At 39.4% G+C, this 24206-nt stretch carries 19 protein-coding genes and 1 pseudogene; 4 read left to right on the top strand and 16 right to left on the bottom strand.

Annotated features, from left to right (window positions below):
- Nucleotides 1-80 precede the first annotated feature (80 nt).
- Complete coding sequence (locus tag M3Z76_RS02440; protein WP_293920596.1) at nt 81-689, bottom strand: TetR/AcrR family transcriptional regulator; 609 nt, start codon at nt 687-689, stop codon at nt 81-83.
- Nucleotides 690-888: 199 nt separating this feature from the next.
- Between M3Z76_RS02440 and M3Z76_RS02445 the strand changes: the two are divergent.
- Nucleotides 889-1625, top strand: a pseudogene (locus M3Z76_RS02445) (glucose 1-dehydrogenase).
- 162 nt (nt 1626-1787) lie between these two features.
- Here the strand turns inward: M3Z76_RS02445 and M3Z76_RS02450 are convergent.
- The 8 genes from M3Z76_RS02450 to M3Z76_RS02485 all read right to left on the bottom strand — a co-directional run bounded on the left by M3Z76_RS02450 (nt 1788) and on the right by M3Z76_RS02485 (nt 13029).
- Complete coding sequence (locus M3Z76_RS02450; RefSeq protein ID WP_293920782.1) at nt 1788-6992, bottom strand: S-layer homology domain-containing protein; 5205 nt, start codon at nt 6990-6992, stop codon at nt 1788-1790.
- Nucleotides 6993-7115: 123 nt separating this feature from the next.
- Nucleotides 7116-7649, bottom strand: a complete 534-nt coding sequence (locus tag M3Z76_RS02455; protein ID WP_293920598.1) for a phage tail protein — start codon at nt 7647-7649, stop codon at nt 7116-7118.
- 19 nt (nt 7650-7668) lie between these two features.
- Nucleotides 7669-8163: a phage tail protein gene (locus M3Z76_RS02460; RefSeq protein ID WP_293920599.1), complete on the bottom strand. Its 495-nt coding sequence runs from the start codon at nt 8161-8163 to the stop codon at nt 7669-7671.
- A 26-nt stretch (nt 8164-8189) separates the two neighbouring features.
- The gene (locus tag M3Z76_RS02465) at nt 8190-8714 is read right to left on the bottom strand and encodes a phage tail protein (protein WP_293920600.1); all 525 of its coding nucleotides are present in this window, start codon (nt 8712-8714) and stop codon (nt 8190-8192) included.
- On the bottom strand, nt 8711-9220 hold the full coding sequence (locus M3Z76_RS02470) for a GNAT family N-acetyltransferase (RefSeq protein WP_483310135.1): 510 nt from the start codon (nt 9218-9220) through the stop codon (nt 8711-8713). Before M3Z76_RS02470 ends, M3Z76_RS02465 begins: the two co-directional genes overlap by 4 nt.
- A gap of 726 nt (nt 9221-9946) precedes the next feature.
- Nucleotides 9947-12223 carry a DEAD/DEAH box helicase gene (locus M3Z76_RS02475; RefSeq protein ID WP_293920603.1) on the bottom strand — a complete coding sequence of 759 codons (2277 nt, stop codon included), beginning with the start codon at nt 12221-12223 and terminating at the stop codon, nt 9947-9949.
- Nucleotides 12195-12581 (bottom strand): YppE family protein, encoded by a 387-nt coding sequence (locus M3Z76_RS02480; protein WP_293920606.1) that lies wholly within the window; start codon nt 12579-12581, stop codon nt 12195-12197. The genes M3Z76_RS02475 and M3Z76_RS02480 overlap by 29 nt, the downstream gene beginning before the upstream one ends.
- A 262-nt stretch (nt 12582-12843) precedes the next feature.
- The gene (locus M3Z76_RS02485) at nt 12844-13029 is read right to left on the bottom strand and encodes an endonuclease (RefSeq protein WP_293920607.1); all 186 of its coding nucleotides are present in this window, start codon (nt 13027-13029) and stop codon (nt 12844-12846) included.
- A 112-nt stretch (nt 13030-13141) separates the two neighbouring features.
- Here M3Z76_RS02485 and recU point away from each other — a divergent pair, with 112 nt between their 5' ends.
- The gene (gene recU / locus M3Z76_RS02490; RefSeq protein WP_293920609.1) at nt 13142-13807 is read left to right on the top strand and encodes a Holliday junction resolvase RecU; all 666 of its coding nucleotides are present in this window, start codon (nt 13142-13144) and stop codon (nt 13805-13807) included.
- The gene (locus M3Z76_RS02495) at nt 13800-16397 is read left to right on the top strand and encodes a transglycosylase domain-containing protein (RefSeq protein WP_293920611.1); all 2598 of its coding nucleotides are present in this window, start codon (nt 13800-13802) and stop codon (nt 16395-16397) included. Before recU ends, M3Z76_RS02495 begins: the two co-directional genes overlap by 8 nt.
- A 265-nt stretch (nt 16398-16662) precedes the next feature.
- Here the strand turns inward: M3Z76_RS02495 and M3Z76_RS02500 are convergent, their stop codons facing one another.
- From M3Z76_RS02500 to M3Z76_RS02530, 7 genes are all read right to left on the bottom strand, one after another.
- Nucleotides 16663-17637: an N-acetylglucosamine kinase gene (locus M3Z76_RS02500; protein WP_293920613.1), complete on the bottom strand. Its 975-nt coding sequence runs from the start codon at nt 17635-17637 to the stop codon at nt 16663-16665.
- A gap of 198 nt (nt 17638-17835) precedes the next feature.
- Nucleotides 17836-18918 carry a DUF871 domain-containing protein gene (locus M3Z76_RS02505; RefSeq protein ID WP_293920615.1) on the bottom strand — a complete coding sequence of 361 codons (1083 nt, stop codon included), beginning with the start codon at nt 18916-18918 and terminating at the stop codon, nt 17836-17838.
- 65 nt (nt 18919-18983) lie between these two features.
- Nucleotides 18984-20243, bottom strand: coding sequence for a PTS sugar transporter subunit IIC (locus M3Z76_RS02510; RefSeq protein ID WP_293920617.1), 1260 nt, complete (start codon nt 20241-20243; stop codon nt 18984-18986).
- A 102-nt stretch (nt 20244-20345) separates the two neighbouring features.
- Nucleotides 20346-20666 carry a PTS lactose/cellobiose transporter subunit IIA gene (locus tag M3Z76_RS02515; RefSeq protein WP_293920620.1) on the bottom strand — a complete coding sequence of 107 codons (321 nt, stop codon included), beginning with the start codon at nt 20664-20666 and terminating at the stop codon, nt 20346-20348.
- 12 nt (nt 20667-20678) lie between these two features.
- On the bottom strand, nt 20679-20990 hold the full coding sequence (locus tag M3Z76_RS02520) for a PTS sugar transporter subunit IIB (protein WP_293920623.1): 312 nt from the start codon (nt 20988-20990) through the stop codon (nt 20679-20681).
- Nucleotides 20991-21265: 275 nt separating this feature from the next.
- Nucleotides 21266-22444, bottom strand: a complete 1179-nt coding sequence (locus M3Z76_RS02525; protein ID WP_293920624.1) for a GNAT family N-acetyltransferase — start codon at nt 22442-22444, stop codon at nt 21266-21268.
- Between the two features lie 18 nt (nt 22445-22462).
- Nucleotides 22463-23185, bottom strand: coding sequence for a GntR family transcriptional regulator (locus tag M3Z76_RS02530; protein WP_293920625.1), 723 nt, complete (start codon nt 23183-23185; stop codon nt 22463-22465).
- A 168-nt stretch (nt 23186-23353) separates the two neighbouring features.
- Here M3Z76_RS02530 and M3Z76_RS02535 point away from each other — a divergent pair, with 168 nt between their 5' ends.
- On the top strand, nt 23354-24178 hold the full coding sequence (locus M3Z76_RS02535; protein WP_293920626.1) for a hypothetical protein: 825 nt from the start codon (nt 23354-23356) through the stop codon (nt 24176-24178).
- Nucleotides 24179-24206: the final 28 nt, after the last annotated feature.

Here is a 24206-nt window from a genome sequence, read left to right on the forward strand (position 1 = left end):
AAAAAGAAGCTGGTCAACAAACCCTATAACTGCATTTACCCAATAAAGAAAGCATTCTTTAACATCATGCTTGTGCCTTATTAGAGAAATGGGTTCTCGATATAAGGTCCTTTGATTGTAATACGCATTAATTGGGTTGCCATAAATTTAGGCGTATAAGGCATATCATTTTCCAACCACCAGATAACTATTTCTAGAAAGGCTGCTGCATAAAAGCGTATAGCCATATCACGTGGCACTGTTAGCTTTTGATCATTTGGCTCCATAAAATGAATACCACTTGAGACAAAATCTATAATAATTTCTTTTAAGCCTGCTGCAAAATAAGGAATATTCTTTTCTGTAAGATAGACCTTATAAAGCTTACTATTGATAGCAATCTGCTCAAACAAATGCATAAATGTCTCATGTGGCTGATTATAATTTCGCAATAAATCAAAACTCGCTCTGTCTTCAAATGGTGGCCGAATACTGCCTACTAGCTCCTGTAAAATCTCCTCTGAGCTTTGATAAAGTAAATCTAGCTTATCGCGATAATGTAAATAAAAAGTCGCACGGTTCAAGGTTGCTCGTCGTGTAATATCCTGTACAGTAATCTTCTCATAGCCTTGTTCATCAATTAATTCCACCAGTGCATCTCTCAATAGTTGGCGCGTTCTGATGACGCGAGGGTCCAATTTTTTTGACATTTCTAAGCTCCTTGTATTAAATTTCTCACTTTAACAACATAATAACAAAAGATGTTGCTAATACAGCGTAATCAATCGTACTGTCGTTTGCTCTTTTTAAAGAGACGGTTATAATTATATTAACGACACAGTGTCGATAATACAACTAGTTGTTAATATGTTCGTAATTTATTCATTGATAATAAAAGGGAGTTTTAGCATGGGTCGTTTAAATGGAAAAGTAGCAATTATTACTGGAGCAGCAATGGGGATGGGCGCATCTGAGGCAAAATTATTTGCTCAAGAAGGCGCAAAGGTTATCGCCACAGATGTACAAATCGAGCCATTAAAAAACTTAATGCAAGAAATTAAAGATAATGGCGGAGATATTATCGGGCTGCAACATAATGTAACCTCTGAAGACGAGTGGAAAGCAGTCATTGCGGAAGCTGTGAAAGCGTATGGCAAAGTAGATATCCTTGTGAACAATGCTGGGGTTTCCTCACCAAAAACGATTGCCAATATGGAAATGGATGAATGGAATAAAGTGATGGATATTAACCTCAATGGCTGTGTTATCGGGATGAAATATGTCATTCCTGAAATGCAAAAAGCTGGTGGTGGCTCTATCATCAATATTTCCTCTATCGGTGGGATTGTTGGCATGGCTGGTACCAGCCCATATACAGCGGCAAAAGGAGCACTTCGGCTGCTATTGAGTACGGTAAAGATAAAATTCGTGTGAATTCGGTTCATCCAGGCATTATTGTCACACCGATGACTGCACCGACGATGGAGGAAGGTGGCGCATTGCCTTATTATCAAGCATATACGCAATTGCCATACTTCGGTGAGCCTGAGGATGTTGCCTATGGTGTTGTTTTCCTAGCATCTGATGAATCTCGCTTTATGACAGGCTCAGAGCTAGTCATTGATGGTGGCTGGACAGCTATTTAATTGTAACTAACATAGAGAGCCAAGGGTTGCTTGGAAAGATAGGTTTCCAAACAACCTTTTATCAAGTCAGGGGAATTAATAAATGATTAGATGAAACGATATGTTTTATTACATAGTAAAAACAGGCTAAGCGCTGAATCTTTAGCCTGCTTTACTTAGTGATTATTTTGTAAAAATCTCCTGATGATTTTCATCAATAAAATATGTGTGAGATCTCGCTGCCTCTTCAATTTCACCAAATGCCCAGTGTGTTGCTTTTACATCTGGGAAGCTTGGCATTGTAATACCTTGTAATGGTCCGCGCTCAAACATACGGTTTAACATTGCTACAGCTTGCGCACGTGTTAAAGGCTCATTGGGTGCGAAACTACCATCCTCTCGTCCATTGATAATGCCCGCCGTGCGATTCGCTTCGATAATCCATTGTGCCCAATGGCCTTTCGTATCATTAAATGTAAGTGCAACATTTTCTGCGATAGGCAGTTGCTTAAACTTCGCAACAACAGCTGCCATTTGAGCACGTGTCATATTTTCACCTACACGGAAGTAGCCATTATCTCCATTCATTATGCCACGCTCTTTCACAAAGGCAATAGCGCCCGCTGCATAATGATCGCTTGGAATATCCTTGAATGGTGCTGTGTCTACCGTCTCACCTGTATAGCCTAAAATACGTGCAATCATTGTTGCTACTTGAACACGTGTCACATTTTTATCTGGCCCAAATGTGCCATCTGGGAAACCTTTAATGTAGGCTTCATGATGATACATATTCTGCTCTTCTTTAGTTTCTACTTGAATAATTGTAAATGTACTGAATTTCTCCACTGTAAAGCGTAACCCTAGCGCACCCTTTGCCACTGTTACGACCTCAGGGATGACCACTTTTTTCTCCCCATCGGAATGTTCAATAAAGATAGCTAGTTGTTTCAGAAATGCCTCACGCGTAATTGTATCTGTTGGGATTTCCACGCCTTTTAATGGCAATGTTAGCTGTACAGGTCGACTTGGCATATTCGTCTCAATTACCATCGGTCGTCCTATTACATGTACATCATTACTTTGAAGTGCATCACGTACTACACGCTCTGTACGTGCACGCTCCTCAATAATTTGGCGTTCACTTTCTTTTTTCACTGGTACTAAATTGAAATAGAAAGTATCATTAATACCTTCCATTGAGCTATAAGGTGTCATGATACGCCCGTTCTCTGTAGCAATTTCCAATGATAATCTATTTTCACGTAATAATTGTAGAGATTGCTTTGGAATTTCTACCGTTACTTTAGTTACTTCATCATGGACATCTGGAATAATAATACGAACAATGTTATTACCACTTTGTTTCGCTTTTTCTATCGCTTGCTTCGTATCAGCTTCTGATAGTGCTACATAGTCGGTGATTTCACCATTGGCATGTTTTGTGCGTTCGATTTCTACCATTATTGTTTCCAGTGGGTTAACACCATCAACTTCTAATGCCACTTTGATTTTCGTTATTGTCGTGCTTGGGTTAACTATTGGTGGCGTTTGGATTGGACCTGGTATCGGATATGGAGCTATAGCAGCTACTGGCGTCACTATATTTGATACCAAGGATTCTCCACTACTTCCTACCCCATTCGTTGCGACTACTTTAAATGTATATGCCGTTCCGTTCGCTAAACCATTTACTACGATAGGACTTGATGTTCCTGTTTTTGCTAACATCGGCTGCTCTACTCCATTTATATACACTTTAACTGTATATCCAGTAATCGGATCGCCCCCATTACTTGTTGGAGCATCAAAGCTTACAGTTACGAAACCATTCCCTGCTGTTGCTCGCACATTCGTTGGCACGCCAGGAGTAGTTACAGAAATGGGGTTAATCATCTGCGTTACTGTAAATGTCATGGGTGTTAGGTTCGTCGCACTTACTGTTACTGTGGCTGTATAGGTGCCTGCTGCTAATCCATCCTTCGCTTTCACCGTAAATGTCGTACTATCCGCACTTGTTAAGTTTGTCACTAACGGTTGGGTAATTGTAAAATCATTCGCGTTACTGCCACTTAATGCTACCTCTATATTGGCTAAATCACCTGTTGCTGTGTTGGTAATTGTCAATAGCTTTGTTTCCTGTGTGCCGCTTGGATAACCTGCTGTCAATGACGTGAACATTTGATTGCCAATTGGATCAATCGTATACATTGACGCTGGGCTGACCACCTGTGTTACTGTAAATGTCACTGGTGCTAGATTTGTTGCTGTTACGGTTACTGTAGCTGTATAGGTTCCTGCCGTTAAATCATCCTTCGCTTTCACCGTAAATGTTGTACTACCTGCACTTAGTAAGTTTGTCATTAATGGTTGTGTGATTTCAAAATCACTCGCATTGCTACCACTTAACGCTACATCTACATTCGACAAGATACCTGTTCCCGTATTCGTGATTGATATTGACTTCATTTCTTGTGTGTTACTTGCATAACCTTCTGTCAATACGGAAAACGTTTGGTCACTAATCGCATTTATTTTATACGTTGGGGCTGGGTTCACCACCTGTGTCACAGTAAATGTGACAGGTGTTAAATTTGTTGCATTGACTGTTACCGTTGCTGTATAGGTTCCTGCTGTTAAGTCATCCTTCGCTTTCACGGTAAACGTTGTGTTGCCTGCACTAGCTAAGTTCGTCACTAATGGCTGTGTAATTTCAAAATCACTTGCATTAGGACCGCTTAATGCTACATCTAGATTCAACAAACTGCCTGTTCCTGTATTCGTAATTGGCACTGCTTTTGTTTCTTGTGTGCCACTTGTATAACCCGCTGTCAGTACAGTTAAGGTTTGATCGCTAATCGCATCAATTGTATACGTTGGGGCTGGGTTGATCACCTGTGTCACAGTAAATGTTACAGGGAGTAGATCCGTTGCCGTTATGGTCACAGTTGCTGTATACGTTCCTGTCCCTAAGCCATCTTTCGCTTTCACTGTAAATGCGGTATTGCTCGCACTTGCTAAGTTTGTCACTAGTGGTTGCGTAATCTCAAAATCACTTGCATTAGGACCGCTTAATGTTACACCTAGATTCGTCAAATTGCCTGTTCCTGTATTGGTGATCGTCATTGACTTGATTTCTTGTGTATCATTTGGATAACCTTCTGTTAAGCCAGTGAATGTTTGATTACTAATGGCATCAATTGTATACGTTGGCACTGGATTGACAACCTGCGTCACAGTAAACGTCACTGGTGTTGTCAGGTTTGTCGCATTAACTGTTACTGTTGCCGTATACGTACCTTCCGCTAATCCATCCTTTGCCTTCACTGTAAAGGCGGTACTATCTGTACTTGGTAAGCTTGTCAACGTTGGCTGTGTAATTTCAAAATCACTCGCATTGGTGCCACTTAACCCTACTGTTATACCCGACAAGCTGCCTGTTCCTGTATTCGTAATTGGCACTGTTTTTGTTTCTTGTGAACCACTTGTATAACCCGCTGTCAGTGCCGTGAACGTTTGATTGCTAATCTCATCAATTGTATACGTTGGGGCTGGGTTGACAACCTGTGTCACAGTAAATGTTACCGATGTTAGGCTTGCTGCATTGACCGTCACTGTTGCTGTATAGGTACCTGTCGCTAAGCCGTCCTTTGCCTTCACTTCAAACGTGGTGCTACCTGTACTTGGTAAATTTGCCAATGATGGTTGTGTTATTTCAAACGCATTCGCATTGGCACCACTTAATGCTACTGCTACATCCGTCAAGCTGCCTGTTCCTGTATTCGTAATTGTTAATGTCTTTGTTTCCTGTGTGTTGTTTGGATAACCTGCTGTCAGTGCCGTAAAGGTTTGATTTCCTATGGCTTCAATCGTGTACGTTGGTGCTGCTCTATACACTGTAATCGTATACGTTTTTGTTGTGTTATTTTGTGCTGTTACAAGTATTGTGATGGGATTGGATCCAACATTTAAAGAAATGCTCCCACTCGCTTGACCACTTGTTACAGTTGCACCATTCACTGTTACTGTTGCAGTACTATCAGCTACTGTTGGTGTAACCTGAATACTTTCTACATTTGTAGCAACATTTACTGTATAACCTACTGTCGCTGATGCAAAACTTGGGGTCAGCACTCCTGTCGAAAGAGTTAAATTGCTTAAATTAGAATTATTACTTAGCGCTACTGTCGTAAAAGATTGATTATCTCCATAGCTCGTACCTACAGAGTTTGTTGCATAAGCTCGGTAATGGTATGTTGTATTTGGGCTTAACCCACTTAGATTAGCAGTAAAGGCACCTGTTGATCCTGTTGTCGTTCTTTTATCATTACTTGTCGTCGGATTTGTAGTCGTTGCATAGACGATTCCACGCTCTGTAATCGCTGCCCCTCCATCCGCTATCACATTTCCACCAACCATTGCCTCTGTTGTTGTTATATTCGATGCTGGTGTGCTTGTCGTAACAGTTGGCGCACTAGCAGGAATAGCTGTTGTCACTGACTGCATTGTATAGGCAGTTTTGTTTCCCATTGCATCTTTAACAATGACATTAAAATAATAAGTCGTACTAGGTGATAAGCCCGTTACATTAAACGTAGCGATATCTTTGGTAAACCCGCTTCCTAATGGTGTTCCATTTGCTTCGATATTGCTAACCGTATTAATATTATTGCTGCTAGATTGATAGACAAGATACTCTAAATCGCCTTGTGCTGTCACATTGTCTGTTGCCTTTGTCCATCCTAGTGTGACACCTGTTGTGCTGATATTTGAAGAACTAATCACTCCATTTGATACTATAGGAGGTTGCGTATCACAAGTACTTACATTGGCAATTGTGATGTTTTCGAAGTTTAAACTACTTGAATCTATAAGATTACTATTACTGTCTGTTCCTAATTGATATTTAATTTCTAGGTTTGCAACTCCTGTGTAATTAAATTGTGTCCCATTATTCAAAAGCGTACTTAATTGAGTGATAACTCCATGTCCTTCTATTCCGTCGTGATTCGAAATTTCATGTGTTCCAAGTACATCTCCATTTATGTCTTTTATGACCAAAGAAAATTTAGTTAATTTCGTTTTAGGTGTCTGAAAATAAAGACTTACTCCTAAATCTTTAAACGTGAATGTTTTGCACATGCTGGCCCACCTTGATTTAATGATGAGAAGAGCCTCTTCTCCTTGCACACCATTTTCTTTATACAGTTGTGTTCCATCCACTGCAAAACCATTACTAATAGCAAACTTATCCGAAAAAGTTGTAAAGCCTATCTCCGCACTGTTAGGTATTCCAACAACTCCACCAAAATCATACGTACCATCGGCAGTTCCATTCGCAGCAGCCTGCACTTCTTTAATAGGCATATAGTTCACTGAAGAAATCATCAAGATCAATACAACCAAAATACGAAAATAAAATCTTATTTTTTCATGTAAAATCTTACTCTTTCTCTTACTTGTTTTTAAATTCTTGGATAGATTCATAGTTCCACCCTCTCAAAATTCTTTTTACCCTCTAGATGGAAACTCACCATATAAACAAATAATATAATTCATCACCAAGAAGGGCTGCATATTATTATGCGGCTGATTTCCACCTGTTAAACCTAAAGCTTGTGGGTTCATTGCAACATTTACTGTCGCATCGTATATTGGTTCTGGTACTTTACTTCTCCCAGTTACCGCCACTGACCACAATTGATTCTCTGGATTTCCCGATGTTCCAGCGCCCTCTAAAGCTGCTGGCGCATGTGTATGTGCAGGTATTTGTGTTGATAAAAGCGTCACAGTTGGTGTACCAACGACTTGACCAACCTGTCGTTCTGTTAATCCCGCTCCTTGCCCTTGATTCATTGGAGCAGCCCCCATCAAATTCGGTAGCGCAAAGGTTGTCTTGCCATCTCCTCCATATTGCACACCTAATATCGAAAAGAGCGCTGTATTTTGCTGAATACTCATCAATTGACCGTTACACAATGCCCAGTCTTTCGGTGCAAAATTTCCTGCAAAAACTCTTATTTCACCAATATATGCATCTGCCATTCGTACTCACTCCCTTCCTTTAATTTCTTGATGGGTAAATTCCTTGCACAGCAATACAAAAACGGACAGCTAAATAAGGCTGCATATTATCATGTGCTTGCCCGCCTCCCGTAGCAGATATTGCTGCCTGGTTCATTGCTACAGTTGGGCCAGTTGCGTATAAATTATCCTTTTGAGCCCATACATTCCCTTGAGGAGAAGTAGCACTTGCAGGAATAGATGAACCGTAAGCCTGATGCGTATGTTGCGGCATTTCATTCACCGTTAAAGTATGTGCCGCTTCACCCGCCTTTGTTCCTAATGATAATGAAGAACTAACATGAATTGGTACACGCCCTCGCAAATCCGGTAAAGCAAATGTCGTTCTACCATCCCCTCCATAAACTGTACCTAACAGTGAGTATAATGCTTGATATTGCTGAATCTGAAGCACTTGCCCTTCGCAAGATAACCAGCCTCTTGGTGCATAGTTAAGCGGAAATATCCGAACTTCACCTAAATATGGTTCTGCCATTTAAATCCTCCTTTCTTTTTAGTTTTTTATTGTTGGGAAGGAAATACCCCATATAACGAAATAATGAAAGAAATAGCTACTGTTGGCATCATGTTATTATGTGGCTGATTGCCGCCCACACTTGAGCTAGCATTTGCATTCATTGCAACTGGTGTTAGTGGATGTCCAGCTCCATCTTTATCATTTGAATAGTTTGAATATCCGCTCGTCGTTGCCCACAGCATATTGTCTGGTGATGCTGTATTTCCAACAGCGGTTGTAGCTTGGGCAATATGTGTATGATTTGGCATTTGGCTCGTAGTTAAGGTAACTGTTTCTGTGCCACCTACGGCACCTAAAGAGTACTGTGGATTAATATGAATTGGTACACGTCCCCTTAAATCTGGTAACCCGAAAGTAGTTTGACCGTCCCCTCCATATGTTGTTCCTATTAAAGCAAATAATATTTCATTTTCTGCAATACTAAGTAATTGACCATTACATAAAGCCCAATCTTTGGGAGCATAATTCCCCGCAAACATACGAATTTCTCCTACATATGATTCACTCATTTATTTTCACCTCCTTTCCTTTCCACTGAGAATTCAACTTCTTCATTAAATGATTCAAATCGCATGGCAATATAAGGAGCAATTTCTTCTGTAACGTAAAATCCACATCGCTCATATAGATGCCTAGCAGGATTTCCCTGTAGTACATGCAATGTAACAGACCCTCTCTGAGTAGCTGCATTGCTTTGTAATTGCTTTAATATCTTAGTTCCATAGCCTTTCCCTCTATGATTAGGTAATAAGGAAATATCTATTAAATGAATATTCTGACCTTTAATTTCAGTCATCACTCTGCCAATTGGCAATCCCTCATGATAAATAATTTCATGCTTGGCTTGTGGAAATTTATTTTGATACGATCTCTTTTGTGCTTCGTATTGCATATATAACAAAGCTTGTAATTGCTGCTCATCTAGTGCTAGCATTGAAAATTCATGCTTTCGCGTAGTAGCATATAGCTCAAAAAGAAATGCATTATCTTCGGTTACAACATTTCTAGTCTGCAATATCATACACCCCCATTTCATTTATAAAGTGAAGCTACCTATCAAGGCTTTTACAGATGATTTATTACACAAGCACAGCCTGTTCATTCAAAATCAAACCACATTACTATAATTATAATTTTGGTTTTTCTGCTTGTTTAATAGATAAAAATTGTACAATCGTACTCTAGCTTTGTTATCCAACTCTCTATTATTATATTAAATTCTTAGCTATATAAATGTTAAGAATATTTAAAGTAAATCAATTTGTTTTCTCAAATATGTAATAATACACTGGATAAAATAAAATTTTTATTATTAATAACAAAATTCTATTAATTTCCAATTATATAATACTTCTTTAGTTACAACAGCCTATGCCCTCAGTATAATGGTATTTAATGTTAATATCAATCAAATAATTGTTTATATTGTTAAAATAAATCATTTAAATTGTACATTGAGTTGTTTCTTTCTCTTGTTTGGCTGTTATCTAAAGTCATTGTATAAAGCAAAGGTTAAAATTAGGTTAAAAAATAAAAGATTTTTGAAAAAAATTTGATTTTTTTAACATTTTACAAAATCACAGTTGAAGATTAAGAAGGAGAGCAGCCCTCTTTTTCTTAAAAATGCTTATCTTACTCTAGAGAAATAGAAGACTCTTGCTAATTCAAGTTAAACTAAAAAAGCCGATTTACACCGAATTATTTCGTGTAAATCGACTATCCGTAATTAATCTCTTTTCCCTTACATCATCTCTGCCAATAGATCTCCCATCACCTGCACAACTCGCTTTTTCCCATCATTCAAATTGTCTTGTGCTCCAATACAAGATGGACAGCCGCTTTGACATGGACAGCTTGTAACATGCTGAATTGTTCGCTCCAGAAGTGGTAAAATTAAATCATACACCTTTTCACTTAACCCAATGCCACCTGGATAGCTATCATAAATAAACAAGGTTGGGCGCTCATTGTGCACCGCCTTCACCTGTGGCACAACAGATACATCGCTACGATCACAGTGAATAAAGAGCGGGATAAAGGAATGCATCGCGTACGCAACCCCATTTAATGCGTCTGTCATCATTTCCTCTGACCAGTTTTCAGGCAAGTCGAAGGAAAGCCATGTTGCATTTGTATGCATTTCCATCGGCGGGATTGTAATAGGACCAGAGCCGATATTATCGTGTGTGCCGAAGCGAATCTTTTTGAAAATAGTCGGAATCGCCAAAATTCCCACATCGCCGTAGCTTACTGTTGTCGTTTTCAGCTGTGCCACTTTATCCTCTTCCAGCACTTTCAGCTCCACCGCTAAATTAGCATCTGTAAAATAATCGACATCCACCTCTGTGACATATGCTTTTTTCTCCTCCCAATCGAGCTCCTCTACTTGGAATTGTGTGCCTTGGTGGATATAAATGGCTTCCTCATGCAGTAGTGTCATGGCGCTATACGTGTCCATTTCACCAATGACACGCGTCTTTGTCGGTGTTGTTTTATCAATAATAACGACATTTTCTTGAGCAGCTGAACGTAAGCTAATATCATGTGCTGGGAAGCGGTCGCTCATCCAATGCCATTGCGTCGAGGTTTTAACGAGGACACCTTCCTCTGCTAAATAAGCTAACAGCTCCTGTACCATAAACTCACCATATGTATCATCTATTGAAAATGGTAGCTCAAAGGCGGCACATTTTAAGTGTGCCATTAAAATCAATATATTTTCAGGATTAATATTCGCTTGCTCTGGCTCGCTTCCTAATAAATAAGTAGGATGATTGACAACATATTGATCAAGCGCTGTCGATTGTGCGACATAAATAATTAGTGCTTCATCCTGCCGTCTTCCTGCACGCCCCGCCTGCTGCCATGCGCTGGCAATATTGCCTGGATAGCCTGTCATAATACATGCTTGTAGCTGCCCAATATCGACGCCAAGCTCTAATGCATTTGTACTGACAACCATTTGAATCGTTCCATCGCGCAAGCCTTTTTCAATTTGACGACGCTCGCTTGGCAAATAACCACCACGATAGCCTTGAATCGAATGGTCTGCAATTTTTTTCGCTGTCAATGACTTTAAATAAGTAACGAGCATTTCAACACGTACTCTTGATTTCGCAAAAATAATTGTTTGAATGCCTGCTTCAAATAAACGAGCGGATAAATCGCGCACTTCTAATACTGAGCTTCTACGCACACCAAATGTCGGGTGGATAATCGGTGGGTTATAAAAAATAAACGTTTTTTTGCCCACAGGTGCGCCTGATTTTTCAATTAATGCGTGCTTTGTATTTGTTAAGCTTTCTGCTAGTTCACGTGGATTGCGAATCGTTGCAGATGTGCAAATAATCGTTGGATTACTTCCATAAAAAGCACAAATGCGCTGTAAACGGCGAATCACATGTGCCACGTGACTACCAAACACCCCTTTATATGTATGTAGCTCATCAATCACGATATATTTTAAGTTTTCAAAAAGGGCTACCCATTTCGTATGATGTGGCAAAATACCCGAATGCAGCATATCAGGGTTCGTCATGACAATATGCCCTGCTTTGCGAATCTTTTGACGGATGCCTGGTGCTGTGTCTCCATCGTATGTATAGCTTAAAATATCCTCATCCATTAGCTCAATTAGCTCATTCAAATCGGATTTTTGATCTTGCGCCAAGGCCTTTGTTGGAAATAAATAAATGGCACGTGCCGATTTATTTTGTAAAATGGTCTGTAAAACAGGCAAATGATAACAATATGATTTACCTGAAGCAGTCGGTGTAATAGCGGTAAAGGATTGCTGCTGCATTGCATAATCAAACGCTTCACGCTGATGTGTATAAAGCCGTTCAATCCCTCTTGCATGCAATGCCTTTTGAATGGAGGGATGAAGCTTCTCAGGAAAATCTGCATAGCGAGCGGGCTGTGCCTCTAGCGTATGCCAATGCTGAATATTTTGCTTTAGCTCCTCATCATATTGCCATGCCTGCAATAGCTCAGAAATCGTCTTCTTCTTGTTGTACATTCATTTCCCCCTCCTTTAAATAGCGTAGCATTGTAGAGAGCGTGTAGTGCACAGAATGTATTGATTGCAAAAATCTTTTTTTGCTCGTTTCCTTATAAAAAGACTGCACAATAAATTGCTCCATCGCATCTACAACTTGGTTAATTTGCTGTGTATGCATATATTTTGGCTGATGTTTTACGCGCCATTCCGTTGCAAGCTGCTGCCACAGTTGTAATTGTTCATGAATATGATCTGCATATGGCTTTACTTCTGAAAAGAAATCAGGCTGTAAATTAAATTCGCGCATGTGAAAGAAACGGTTTTTTGCTTCCTCACATTGCGTTATTAAATAGGATGTTCGTTCGATTAACTGCATTGTACACCTCAAGTTATATTTATTATGATTCAGTAGAAAACGCGGTGGTGCGATAAATACTAAGATGCTCCTTTCATTCAGCGGGTGTCCAAACACCCACTGAATCCTAATAAAGCTTCTGACGCAATTACGCCAAGGCGTAATTGATTATAATGATAGCTATCCATTCAGCGGGTGCTGAATGGAAACGCCAATGAATATGACAAAACTACATCAACATATTATTGATTATATTTAGTGTACCAAATCTTCTTGGGAATCACTAGCAATTAGGGGAACGTGCATTCTTTACTTGTATTTGTTTTTCTGCTAAGCTTACTTTTTGATAGGCTGTTGTGATTTTTTGTGAAAATTGAAGGGTGAGCATTGCACGTTGTTGTTCTACTGCGGTGTCTAACAATTGTGTTGCCTGTTCAATACTGGCAATAAGCGCTTGAAGCCTTGTCATGGTATGCCTCCTCTCATCGGTACTTTATTGTTTCAAGAGAGGTTTAAAAAATCCTTGTCCATCGCAAAACTAGACAATAAAAGCTAAAAATATGCATTTCGAAAGGGTGAAAATGATGATTCGCTATCCAAATGGAAAGCCTTATAAAGCGGGTAACGAGGAAGTGCAAAAGCCGAAAAAGAAGCAGGCCTTAAAAGATATTAATTTCGGTAATCGTGGTAAAACATTAGAAGATGACCTAAACGAAACGAATAGCTATTATTTGCAGCGACAAATTGCCAATATTCACAAGAAACCTGTTCCAATCCAAATCGTCAAAGTAGAGTACCCATCGAGAAGTGCTGCTGTCATTCGTGAAGCCTACTTCCGCACGCCTTCAACAACGGACTATAATGGTGTATGGAATGGCTATTATTTAGATTTTGAAGCAAAGGAAACTGAAAATAAAACATCCTTTCCTTTAAAAAATATACATGCCCACCAATTAGAACATATGAAAAATGTTATACTACAAAAAGGGATTGCTTTTTTTATTATTCGTTTTTCAAGATTAGATCGCTATTTTATTACACCATTTCCTATCGTGGAAAACGCATGGCAGCAAATGGAGCAAGGTGGGCGCAAATCGATACCATTGCAACAATTTGAAGCACAAGCAATTGAAATCAAACCAAGCTACCAGCCACGCATTGACTATTTGCAGGCGGTACAACAATTTGTGTGCGAAAGCTTCACAATTATGGAAAACACTCAAAGTGAGGAGATTAAACGTGACTGAACGTAAACTTACACGCGAAGATATAAAAAAACAGCGTCAACAGCAAAAAAAGAAAAAAAAGCAGCCAGGCTTTAAAATTTGGTTAAAGCGCATCGTTTTAACGATTGTTTTGATCGGTGTGCTAGGCTTTTTAGGTGGCGCTGGGCTATTTGCTTATTATGCAAGCAGTGCACCTGAACTAAATGAAGAGTTATTAAAATACCCTGTATCATCCGAGTTTTATGATATTAATGGTGAATTGTTCGCTACAATTGGTCAAGAAAGCCGGAAGTATGTAAAATTTGAGGATATCCCAGATGAAATGGTTTCTGCCATTTTGGCGACAGAGGATGTTCGCTTCTTTGATCATTTTGGTATCGATTTATGGCGTCTTGGTGGCGCAGTAGTTGCCAATTTTAGACATGGCTTCGGTTCACAGGGTGGTAGTACGATTACCCAGCAAGTTGTCAAAAATTCATTTTTATCTAAAGATAAAAAACTAAAGCGTAAAGCGCAGGAAGCTTGGCTTGCGATTCAATTAGAGCGCCAATATTCTAAAGAAGAAATTTTTGAAATGTACTTTAATAAAATTTTAATGTCAGGCCGTGTGTACGGCTTCGGGCAAGCATCTGAATATTTTTATGGTAAGCCATTAAATGAACTATCGTTAGACCAAATGGCTACGCTTGCGGGTATGCCACAAAGCCCAAATGCTTACAATCCATTTAAATATCCAGAGCGTGCTGAAAAGAGACGTGATATTGTACTTAGCTTAATGGTACAGCATAAAAAAATTACACAGGCACAGGCAGACGAAGCGAAAAAATTAACAGTGGCAGAGCGCGTTTTGCCAGAAGATGAACGCAAACCAGCGACTGTCACAAACTACCCTGCTTTCCTTGATGTTGTGCTATCAGAGTTGGAACGTAATGGGGATAAGGATGCACTAGCAGAAGGAATAAAGGTCTACACAACACTTGACCCGAATGCTCAAAAAACAGTGGAATCTATTATGAATAATGATGCAAACTTTATGACGGAAAAAATTCAGTCAGGGGCTGCTGTTATTGATACAAAAACAGGTGAAATTCGCGCAATTGGTGGCGGACGTAATTATGGGGCGGAGCGTGGCTTTAACTATGCTTATGATTTAGTGACACGTGCACCTGGCTCAACGATGAAACCTTTAATCGACTATGCACCAGCAATTGAATATTTAAAATGGTCAACAGGCCAAACATTAGTCGATGAGCCAATGAAATATACAGGTACAAACCAAACGATTACAAACTGGGATAATAAATATGGAGGCACGATGACAGCACGCCAAGCGCTGTACACTTCACGTAACGTCCCTGCTGTTAAAACATTGCAGGCAGTCGGTACAGACAAAGCGAAAAACTTTGTTTCACGTTTAGGTATCGATGTGGATTATGTTGTGGAATCTGACGCCATCGGTGGTGGTCGCATCAATATTTCACCTATTCAAATGGCAGCTGCCTATGCTGCATTGGGTAATAATGGTGTTTACACTGCACCACATGCCATTACAAAAATCGTTTATCGAGATGGCTCAACATCCGATGAATATAAACCAAAAGAAACCATTGCCATGAGCGATTACACCGCTTATATGGTGACAGATATGCTACGCGATGTTGTAGGCAATAAGCCAAACGCATCCGGTACTGCTGCTAATGTCCCTGGACTTGATATTGCAGGTAAAACAGGAACAACAAACTATTCAGCTGATGAGTTTTCGAAATATAACTTACCAAGCTCAGCCGTTCCTGATTCTTGGTTTGCTGGCTATACAACAAATTATTCTATTGCTATTTGGAGTGGCTATGAGCAGCGTTCTGATGCCATTACAACATGGGAAGAGCGCCGCTTACCGCAAACTTTATTTAAATCAATTATGTCAGAGATATCATCGTCTGTTGAAACAGCTCGCTTTACCCAACCAAGCTCTGTTGTTTCTGCAACGGTTGAAGTTGGTACATCACCGTTAAAATTAGCAAGTGAATTCACACCTGAAAACTTGCGTATGACGGAGCTATTTGTGAAAGGCACAGAGCCGAAGGAAGTATCAGATACATTTGAGCAGCTCGAATTAAGCGCACCATTTAATTTGAAGGCAAATTATAATGACCTTGCTCAAGCAATCGATTTAACTTGGGAGCATCAAGCACCTGAAACAACTGAGGAAGAATCGCCTGTACCAATTACCTTTGAAGTAACGATGGCAATTGATGGTGGGGAGCCTGCTATTATTTCGACATCAAGTGCGAATTATTTCACGATTCCAGCTATTGAAATCGGTCATGATTATGTATTTACAGTAACAGCTATTTCAGATGATGTACGCAGTGAACCAGCTTCTGTATCCCTTTATATCGAAGGCTTACCAGATGAGCCTGAGGAGGAAGATAATTGGGAGGAGCCTAGTACCGAGGTGCCGGTTGAACCAATTGAACCGAGCAATCCTGAGGAACCAACAGAACCTGTTGACCCAGGAACAGACACAGAGGATGGTAGTAACAACGGACAAGTGACACCTCCAACAACGCCTAGTGAGCCAGATAACGAAGGCGGTACTGGTGGAGAATAGAAAAAAGGAGCCGTCCAGAAAGTGAACTTTCTGGATGGCTCCACTTTTTTACATAGTCAATTTTTGATTAAAATTGTGCTCCTGCGGTGGTCACAATAGAGCTTTTCTGCGACGAGTAACCGCAGGAGCAAATGGTTTTAACTGCGACGAGTAATCGCAGGAGCAAATGGTTTTAACTGCGACGAGTAATCGCAGGAGCAAATTGTCACCTTCCTCGTCGCAAAGGGGCGTCCCAAAATGACTTTTCGGACGCCCCTTTTTTGCGCTATAACACCTTCCAATAGCTATTAAATATCTGTACAAATTCTTGATCAAGCTCTATTCCCTTTTGCTTCAAAGCTCCAACTGCCGCTCCGCCAATTGGCTCTAATACCGCCTTTTTAAATTCAAAAGTGACCGATGTATTTTCTACAAGCTGCGTTAATTTAGTAATAAAGAAGTCGATGTTTGTAAAAACACCTCCAGCTAGTACAATTTCTATGCTCGATTTGTGCCAAACCATTTTGTCAAAGCATACTTTAATTGCTTTATAAAAATCGACACACGCTTCCTCCATAATACTAGCCGCTACTGCGTCACTATTGTCAGCAGCCTCCATCACATATTTACTCAACGGTGCAATGTTCGTGCGTGGATGCTCGTCATTGTATATACAGGCGATTAACTTTTCTACATTATCTACGTCAAAATGCTGTAAAATCGGTGCTGTTAATGAGGTGCTTGGCATTCTCCCATCATAGCTTTGGAATACCGCTTCTAATGCCTTCATTCCTATGTAATAGCCGCTTCCTTTATCATCAAATAAATAGCCCCAGCCACCGATTCTATGCATTTCCATATTTTCATCATAGCCTAATGTAATTGCCCCTGTGCCTGCAATTTGCACAATGCCAGGCTGTCCAAGTGTACCTGCATATAAAGCACCTAATGCATCGTTTTCAATTGTAATCAGTGCTGTATTGTGCACATATTGACGAAGAATTTTTTCTACGATTGGCTCCGCATATAGCTCTTTGACACCAGCCATCGCAACAAAGCAGCTGCTCACTTCTTGAAATATTTGTTCATTTTGTTGACGCAATTGCTGCATTAATTCATGCAATGTCATCTCAAAAAACTGCGTGTTCATTGCGGTTGGATTGCTGCGTGTTGTGATTACTTTTGCATAAATTCGCCCTGCGTTATCACATATTACAGCTGAAGTTTTTGTGCCTCCACCATCGATTGCTAAAACATACATCTATGTACTTCTCCCTTCATAAGAAAAGAGGCTGTCCAGAAAGCTCACCTTCTCACCCTAAACAGCCAAAATCAAATTTCATTCTTTATAATAGTTCGACAAATAGACTTCAAATCCTTGTTTGCATCGAAAAATAGCAAATGGCTGTCTCAAAAGTGGCGCATTCGCCTACCTTTGAGACAGCCCCTATTGAAATAGCTATTTTGTAAAGCCAAATGATGCCCAAGGCTGGATATGCTTCAATAAGAAGCGCTCCTCTTCCTTGACACGTGCTACAACATTGCTAGAGCCTGCATTCGGCATATCCTGCAATACAACTTGTAGCTCCCCTTTATAGCGCACATCCAAATTGTTATCAATTGTAATATCGCCTACTGTTAAAGGTACTGTGTCATGTGCTGGGAAATCGTCCGCCTTGTATTTGACACGGGATTGTGTGCTGCGAATTACATAATCGGAGACATCTCCACGATTAAAGTGTGGTTCCTCTAAAACAATCTTTTCCTCTAAAGCTGTCGTTTCAGCTGAGAACTCTACTTGCAACTCAAGCTTATAGCGATTTAATTGCCCTAAAGCACGCAGCTCTTCTTCTGATGCATACATATTGCCAATGATACAATCATCAATTAAACCTGTACTCCACATGTCTTTTGCTTGCACCGTAATAGGTAAAAATCTATGCTCTTCAAGGGTTGGTAGCCCGTATTCCGTTTGCTCCCATGGACCAAATTTACCATGCTGTGATGAAATCATCGCAGCTGTGCGAATATGGTTGTCTTTAAATTGCTGAGATGTCTTTAAAAAATGCGCACGCGATAAGCCTGTGTAGCGTCTTGGATAAAAGTTATGGCAGCCAATAATATTGGATTGATTTGGCTGATAGGATAAAATATTATCCACATATTTTGTACCATTGCTTATATTTAACTCTACTTTTAAATTGCTAGCATCTAGCGACATAAATGCTTCTTCTTGACCCGAAAAGCCCATATCTAAGCGAAGCGCTGCTAAATGGTATTGCTCCTTCAAATACCCGATATCGCGGTACGTTAAGCCTAATTCTTCAAAAACGTTTGGCGCAATATCGGCTGAAATATCGAAGCCTAGGCCTTTCGCAAAAGCGTTAATTTGCTTTAGCTTTTCACGTTCCTGTTCATTATTTAATGACATTAAACAAGTGAATATGCGGTCAAAGCCATTGTCATGTGCAAGCTGTACATATTGCTGCATTTCCTCTAATGTGCTGTGTCCAGGATATAATGAAATACCTAGTCTTCTCAAATTTCATACCTCCAAAATTGATGCGCTCTTAGCGGGTATGTAAAATACCCGCTAGACGCTTGTTATTATTGACCTTGCTTCGCTGCTGCACGGTTTGCTGCAAGTAAGAATGGTGTGTAAATCAGAACAGCTACCGCAATTAAAACGATACTTAGGATTGCACCTGAAATGGATTGTGTTACTAACCAACCATTGATAATTGGCGGTGTCGTCCATGGTGCTGCTACTGTTGCTGCTGGTACTAACCCTGCTTTTGTTGCGAAGTAAGCAATCGATACATTAACCATTGGTGTTAAAATAAATGGTACGAATAAAATTGGGTTTAAGACGATTGGTAAACCGAATATTAACGGCTCATTAATATTGAAAATCCCTGGCGCAGCTGATAACTTACCAACTGTGCTATATTGTTTGTTTTTACGTGAAACAATGAAAATTGCGATAATTAATGCAATTGTTGTGCCTGAACCACCCATATTAACGAACGCATCGAAGAATGGTTTGTTAATAATGTATGGTGCTACTTGACCTGCTTCAATTGCCTCTACGTTTTTCGCGATTGCATCTAAGTTAATTGTTTGCATGAATGGATCAATGATGTTTGCACCATGAATACCGAATGTCCAAAAGAATGCTGGCACAAAGGCTAAAATAAGTGCTGCTACCCAAGAGTTTGTTAAGCCCATAAATGGCTCTTGTACTAATGTATAGAATTGACCAATAATATCTGGTGCATCAAATAATACAGAAATTAATGTACGGATTAATGCTAAAACACCAACTGTAATAATTGCTGGGAATAATGATGCAAACGATTTCGCTACTGCATCTGGTACACCTGCTGGCATTTTGATTAATAATCTAGGATTGCCAGATAAACGAGAAAACATTTCTGCGGATACAAGACTTAAAATGATAGCTAAAAAGATACCGCCTGTTCCTGTCGTTAAACCTGTTAAACCACCTTCGCCATACGTTGCGAATGTCATATAACTCGCAAGACCGATTGCCCCACCTGCTAATGCATCTTTCCCATAGCTTTTGGTTAAGTTGTAGGCGATTGTAAATGAGATTAATAGTGATACAATGGCAAATGTAGCACCCCATACGTTGCCGCCCCATTGCTTCCAAGTATCGCCGCCAAATATAGCATTCATTGCATCTTGATAAAAATTAATTGGCAAGTTGTTTATTAAAATCGCTAATGACCCCATAATTACCAATGGCATAATGGCGATAAAGCCATCACGAATTGCGACTAAATGGCGTTGGTTCCCGACTCTAGATGCAACAGGAACAAATTTCTCCTCTAAAAATTTGAACATTTTAATACACTCCCCTTTTTATGTTTTTAGTGAATGATGCCCCGAAAGGCTTTATCTTAATTCAAGTGAGTGCTTGCACCCACTTGAATAAAAACCAATGTCTTACTTCCCCTTTATTTGTTCATGAACTTCTACTAGCTCTTGTGCTAAATCACGGAATGTAATCGCATTCATTAAATGGTCTTGTGCGTGAATTAACAATAAAGAAACTTCTACTTTTTGACCTTGTGCTTCTTGTTGCAATAAAGCTGTTTGTGCATGATGTGCTTCGATAATCGCCTCATGTGCAAGCTTCATTTTGTCCTGTGCTGCTTGGAAGTCCCCTGCTTTCGCGAATTGGATAGCCTCCATGCATTCACTTTTTGCATTTCCACTATGCATAATTAATCCCATAATGGACTGTAATAAAGCTTCTTGTTCCATAGTTGACACCTCTTATTTCATTAAGCTATACGCATGTTTTAATACGTTTGCGCCATTCATCATGCCGTAATCTGTCATATTGATTACATCGATTGGAAGGTTTTTCTCTTTGTACTTCGCTTCAAATGAACCTTTTAAGTAACGAACTTGCGGTCCTAGCAGCAAAACATCTACCGATTTTTCTGCCAATACTTTATCAACTTCCCCTTCAGGAATAGCAAAAATATCCGCTTCCAAATTTTGTTCCTCTGCCGCCTGTTTCATTTTCGATACAAGCAAGCTTGTGCTCATTCCTGCTACACAAACTAACATGATGTTTTTCATAAGTGCACTCCCTTTACTTTTCTTTATCATTTTATTTTTGAAATCGTTTTCTTAAAAAGAGAATATCATTGGTTGGTATATACCACAATACCCTTTTTTTCATTTTTCACTTTTTTAAAATGGATAAAATATACTGGACTATATGATATTCTCACTATTAATCTAGCATCTAAAGGACTGGTATAGTCCAAAAAAAATTTAAAAAAATTTTTTATTATGATAAATTACATAGGCTTTTTTGAATATTAGCTACAACTAAACTAAATACCTATAATTTAAAAATATTCATAAAATGCAGGCTTGCCAATTTGTAGTGCCTGCTGCCAGCGCTCAATGATTGCTCGTGCTACCGGCTGCTGTGCATACATAACTGCCTCTTGAACAGATAAATAGCCTACCATCATTGCTGAAAATAAATTGATTGGCAATACTAGTACTTGCTGTGCATCCACAGCATCCACCTCTATAACGGCTACTTCCCCGTTATGACGAACCTCAAATATTTGCTCATTCCATGCGCAAAATTGATCTTCTAAACGCACATATAAAGGCGTCTCAATGTGATTCCATTCATATTGCTGCAGAAAGGCTTGCGCATCTACAATTCGCACCATAATATCTTGCACAACCTCACGCTTAAATTGCGGCTCTGCAAAATAATAGCCAAAGCGACTATGATTTGCTGTAACTCCTTTAATTTCAGTAATGCTTGCTGCATGCGCTGTCACAAAGCGCCAAATCGCCTGCTCTGCCGCCATATCTTGCGCTACAAAATCGTGAATCATAAATGATGTTCCTGCTACTTCATAGCGAAGATAGGCAGCTACTTGATTGTCTTCATAATATAAAGCAAAATGACTATCAGGATGCCTGCTCGCTAAGCGATTCCACCATGCTTCGTCCCTTTGCATACTGCCGCTCGTTACGGCTGCTTGCTCATTATGAAACGCTTTCACCTGCTCAAATAGCTCTTCATCAAGCCATTCAAAGCTTGTGCGCTTAATCGTATCCAGCTTTTTGCCTAATGCAGGGAATTTTTCTGGTAAAATCGTATAATTTAATTTCTCAAAAAATAGCTCCCAGCCAAAATAGCGGTAAAATGACACGGAAAAAGGCGCCAATACAGAAATCGTTTGTCCATTTGCTCGCATTTGATTGAGCGATTCAATCATTAGCTTTTTAACAATACCTTGCTGACGATACTCAGGATAAGAAGCAACAAATGCGATGCCACCCATTTTATAGTTTTTACGATGAATCGTCATATTTAATGGCAAAACAAGCACTTGCCCAACGACTTTACTACCATCATATGCCCCTAAAGTCGTACTATGCTGAACCCAGTGATGAAAATCTTTTCTACGTGCCTCGCTATATTTGTTAGGAAAGCAGTAATCTCGTAGACGATGAATCTGCCAATAATCCTTTTCTTCCACATTATGAATTTGTATCATGTCATCAATCCCTATCCATTACCTTGAAATTTGGCTAATAAATTTATAACGATCCGCTCTGTAAACACTGCGTACAAGCTCAAAAGGTGCGCCATTTGATAAGTAGCTAATTCGTTTAATGATAAGAACTGGCGCTACTTGATTAATTTGTAAAAGCTTGCTGTCCTCCTTCGAAACAATCGCTGCCTCCATTTGCTGAATGGCATTGCCAATTTTTTGATGGAAAGCGGTTTCAATTAATGAGTACAAAGAGCCCGTTAACTTACTTGCATCTAATTCAGGATAAATTTTCACTGGGATATATGTTCGCTCCACTGCCATCGGAATTCCATCTGCATTACGAATTCGGATCACAAAAAATACTTCCTCGCCCAGCTCTAATTGCAAATCTCTTGCCACATCAACAGACGGAATAATCTTTTCGAAACGCACAACTTTACTGCTTGGCACCATATTTCTTGCACGCATATCTTCGGTAAAGCTCGTTAAGCCTTGTAACGGCTGTTCCAGCTTTGGATTTGCTACAAATGTTCCCCGCCCTTTTTCTCGATAAAGCATGCCATCATTCACTAAATTCGTAATCGATTGCCTCACAGTCATACGACTTACATCAAATTGAACTGAAAGCTCTCGCTCTGATGGTATCGCCTCACCAATTTTATATTCATTTGAAAGTATTCTCTGTTTAATTATTTCTTCAATTTGTATATAGATTGGTATATACGAATTTTTATCTAACAATCTGATCCCCCCTTATCATTCTGTACAACTCCTATTTTGAGGTATAGTTGTCTATACTAATTATAAATGAATATTTTGAAAATACAAAGGATTATTTTTGAAGTAAGTGCCGTTTTCTTTATTTACCAAAAATAGTCGTGTACGATCAATAAAAAGGAGATGTTTACAATGAGCGTTAGGGGAGAAAGCCGAACAACTGAAATTCATCTAAATCCTAAGTATATTATAAATAGAGATAAAAATTCCTTCCAAACAGATAAAAAAGGAACGATAGAAGGATTTATTTGGTATAAATATTCGACAACAGAAGAAAACCAACTCGCTGTTTTTGCCTTTCTAGAAAATGATGCTACACCGGTAAAAATCGAGATGAATGGAACTGTTGCCCCTTATCATATGATTGATATACCAAAAGAAGGCGGTAAAAAAGTGCCGTTCACTATCACCAATTTGCCACATGGTAATCACACACTCTATATCATAAGTGAAAAAGTGCTGAGCAACACAATCAGTGATCCTTTAGAAATATATGATACACAGAGAACTGTTGCTCGAAACTTCCTTTCAATCAAAGTTCACAATGAGCAAACAGAAACATCTACAATTCCAAATAATTATGCAGCAGTAGAGAAAATACAAGACTTAAAAAATGAAACTTCTGTTATTATGCAAATGTATGAAGATGCCGATTTAACAAAAGAAGTAGATACAATCAATAGTATGGACGATTATTTCTTAACAATAGAAAATCAATACGATTTTGAAATGAAGGCTCATTTAAAGCTAATTGCTGACTATGAAACTTTGGAGCTACAGCAAATACTTATACCAGCTAATGCCAAAGTAATTGTACCTACTAATTTCCAAGCTTTTCAGATAGATAAAAGCGCCAGAATTATTATGGTTGCTGCCCCTTCCGAAAAACTAGATATTCCCTACGCATTGCGAGTAGTTAAAACCACCAAACGCTTTCCAATAGAAAACAAGCGGTAGTGAAAGCTGAAAACTTTCTCTACCGCTC

The organism is Metasolibacillus sp. (assembly GCF_025291715.1).
Taxonomy (GTDB): Bacteria; Bacillota; Bacilli; order Bacillales_A; family Planococcaceae; genus Metasolibacillus; species Metasolibacillus louembei.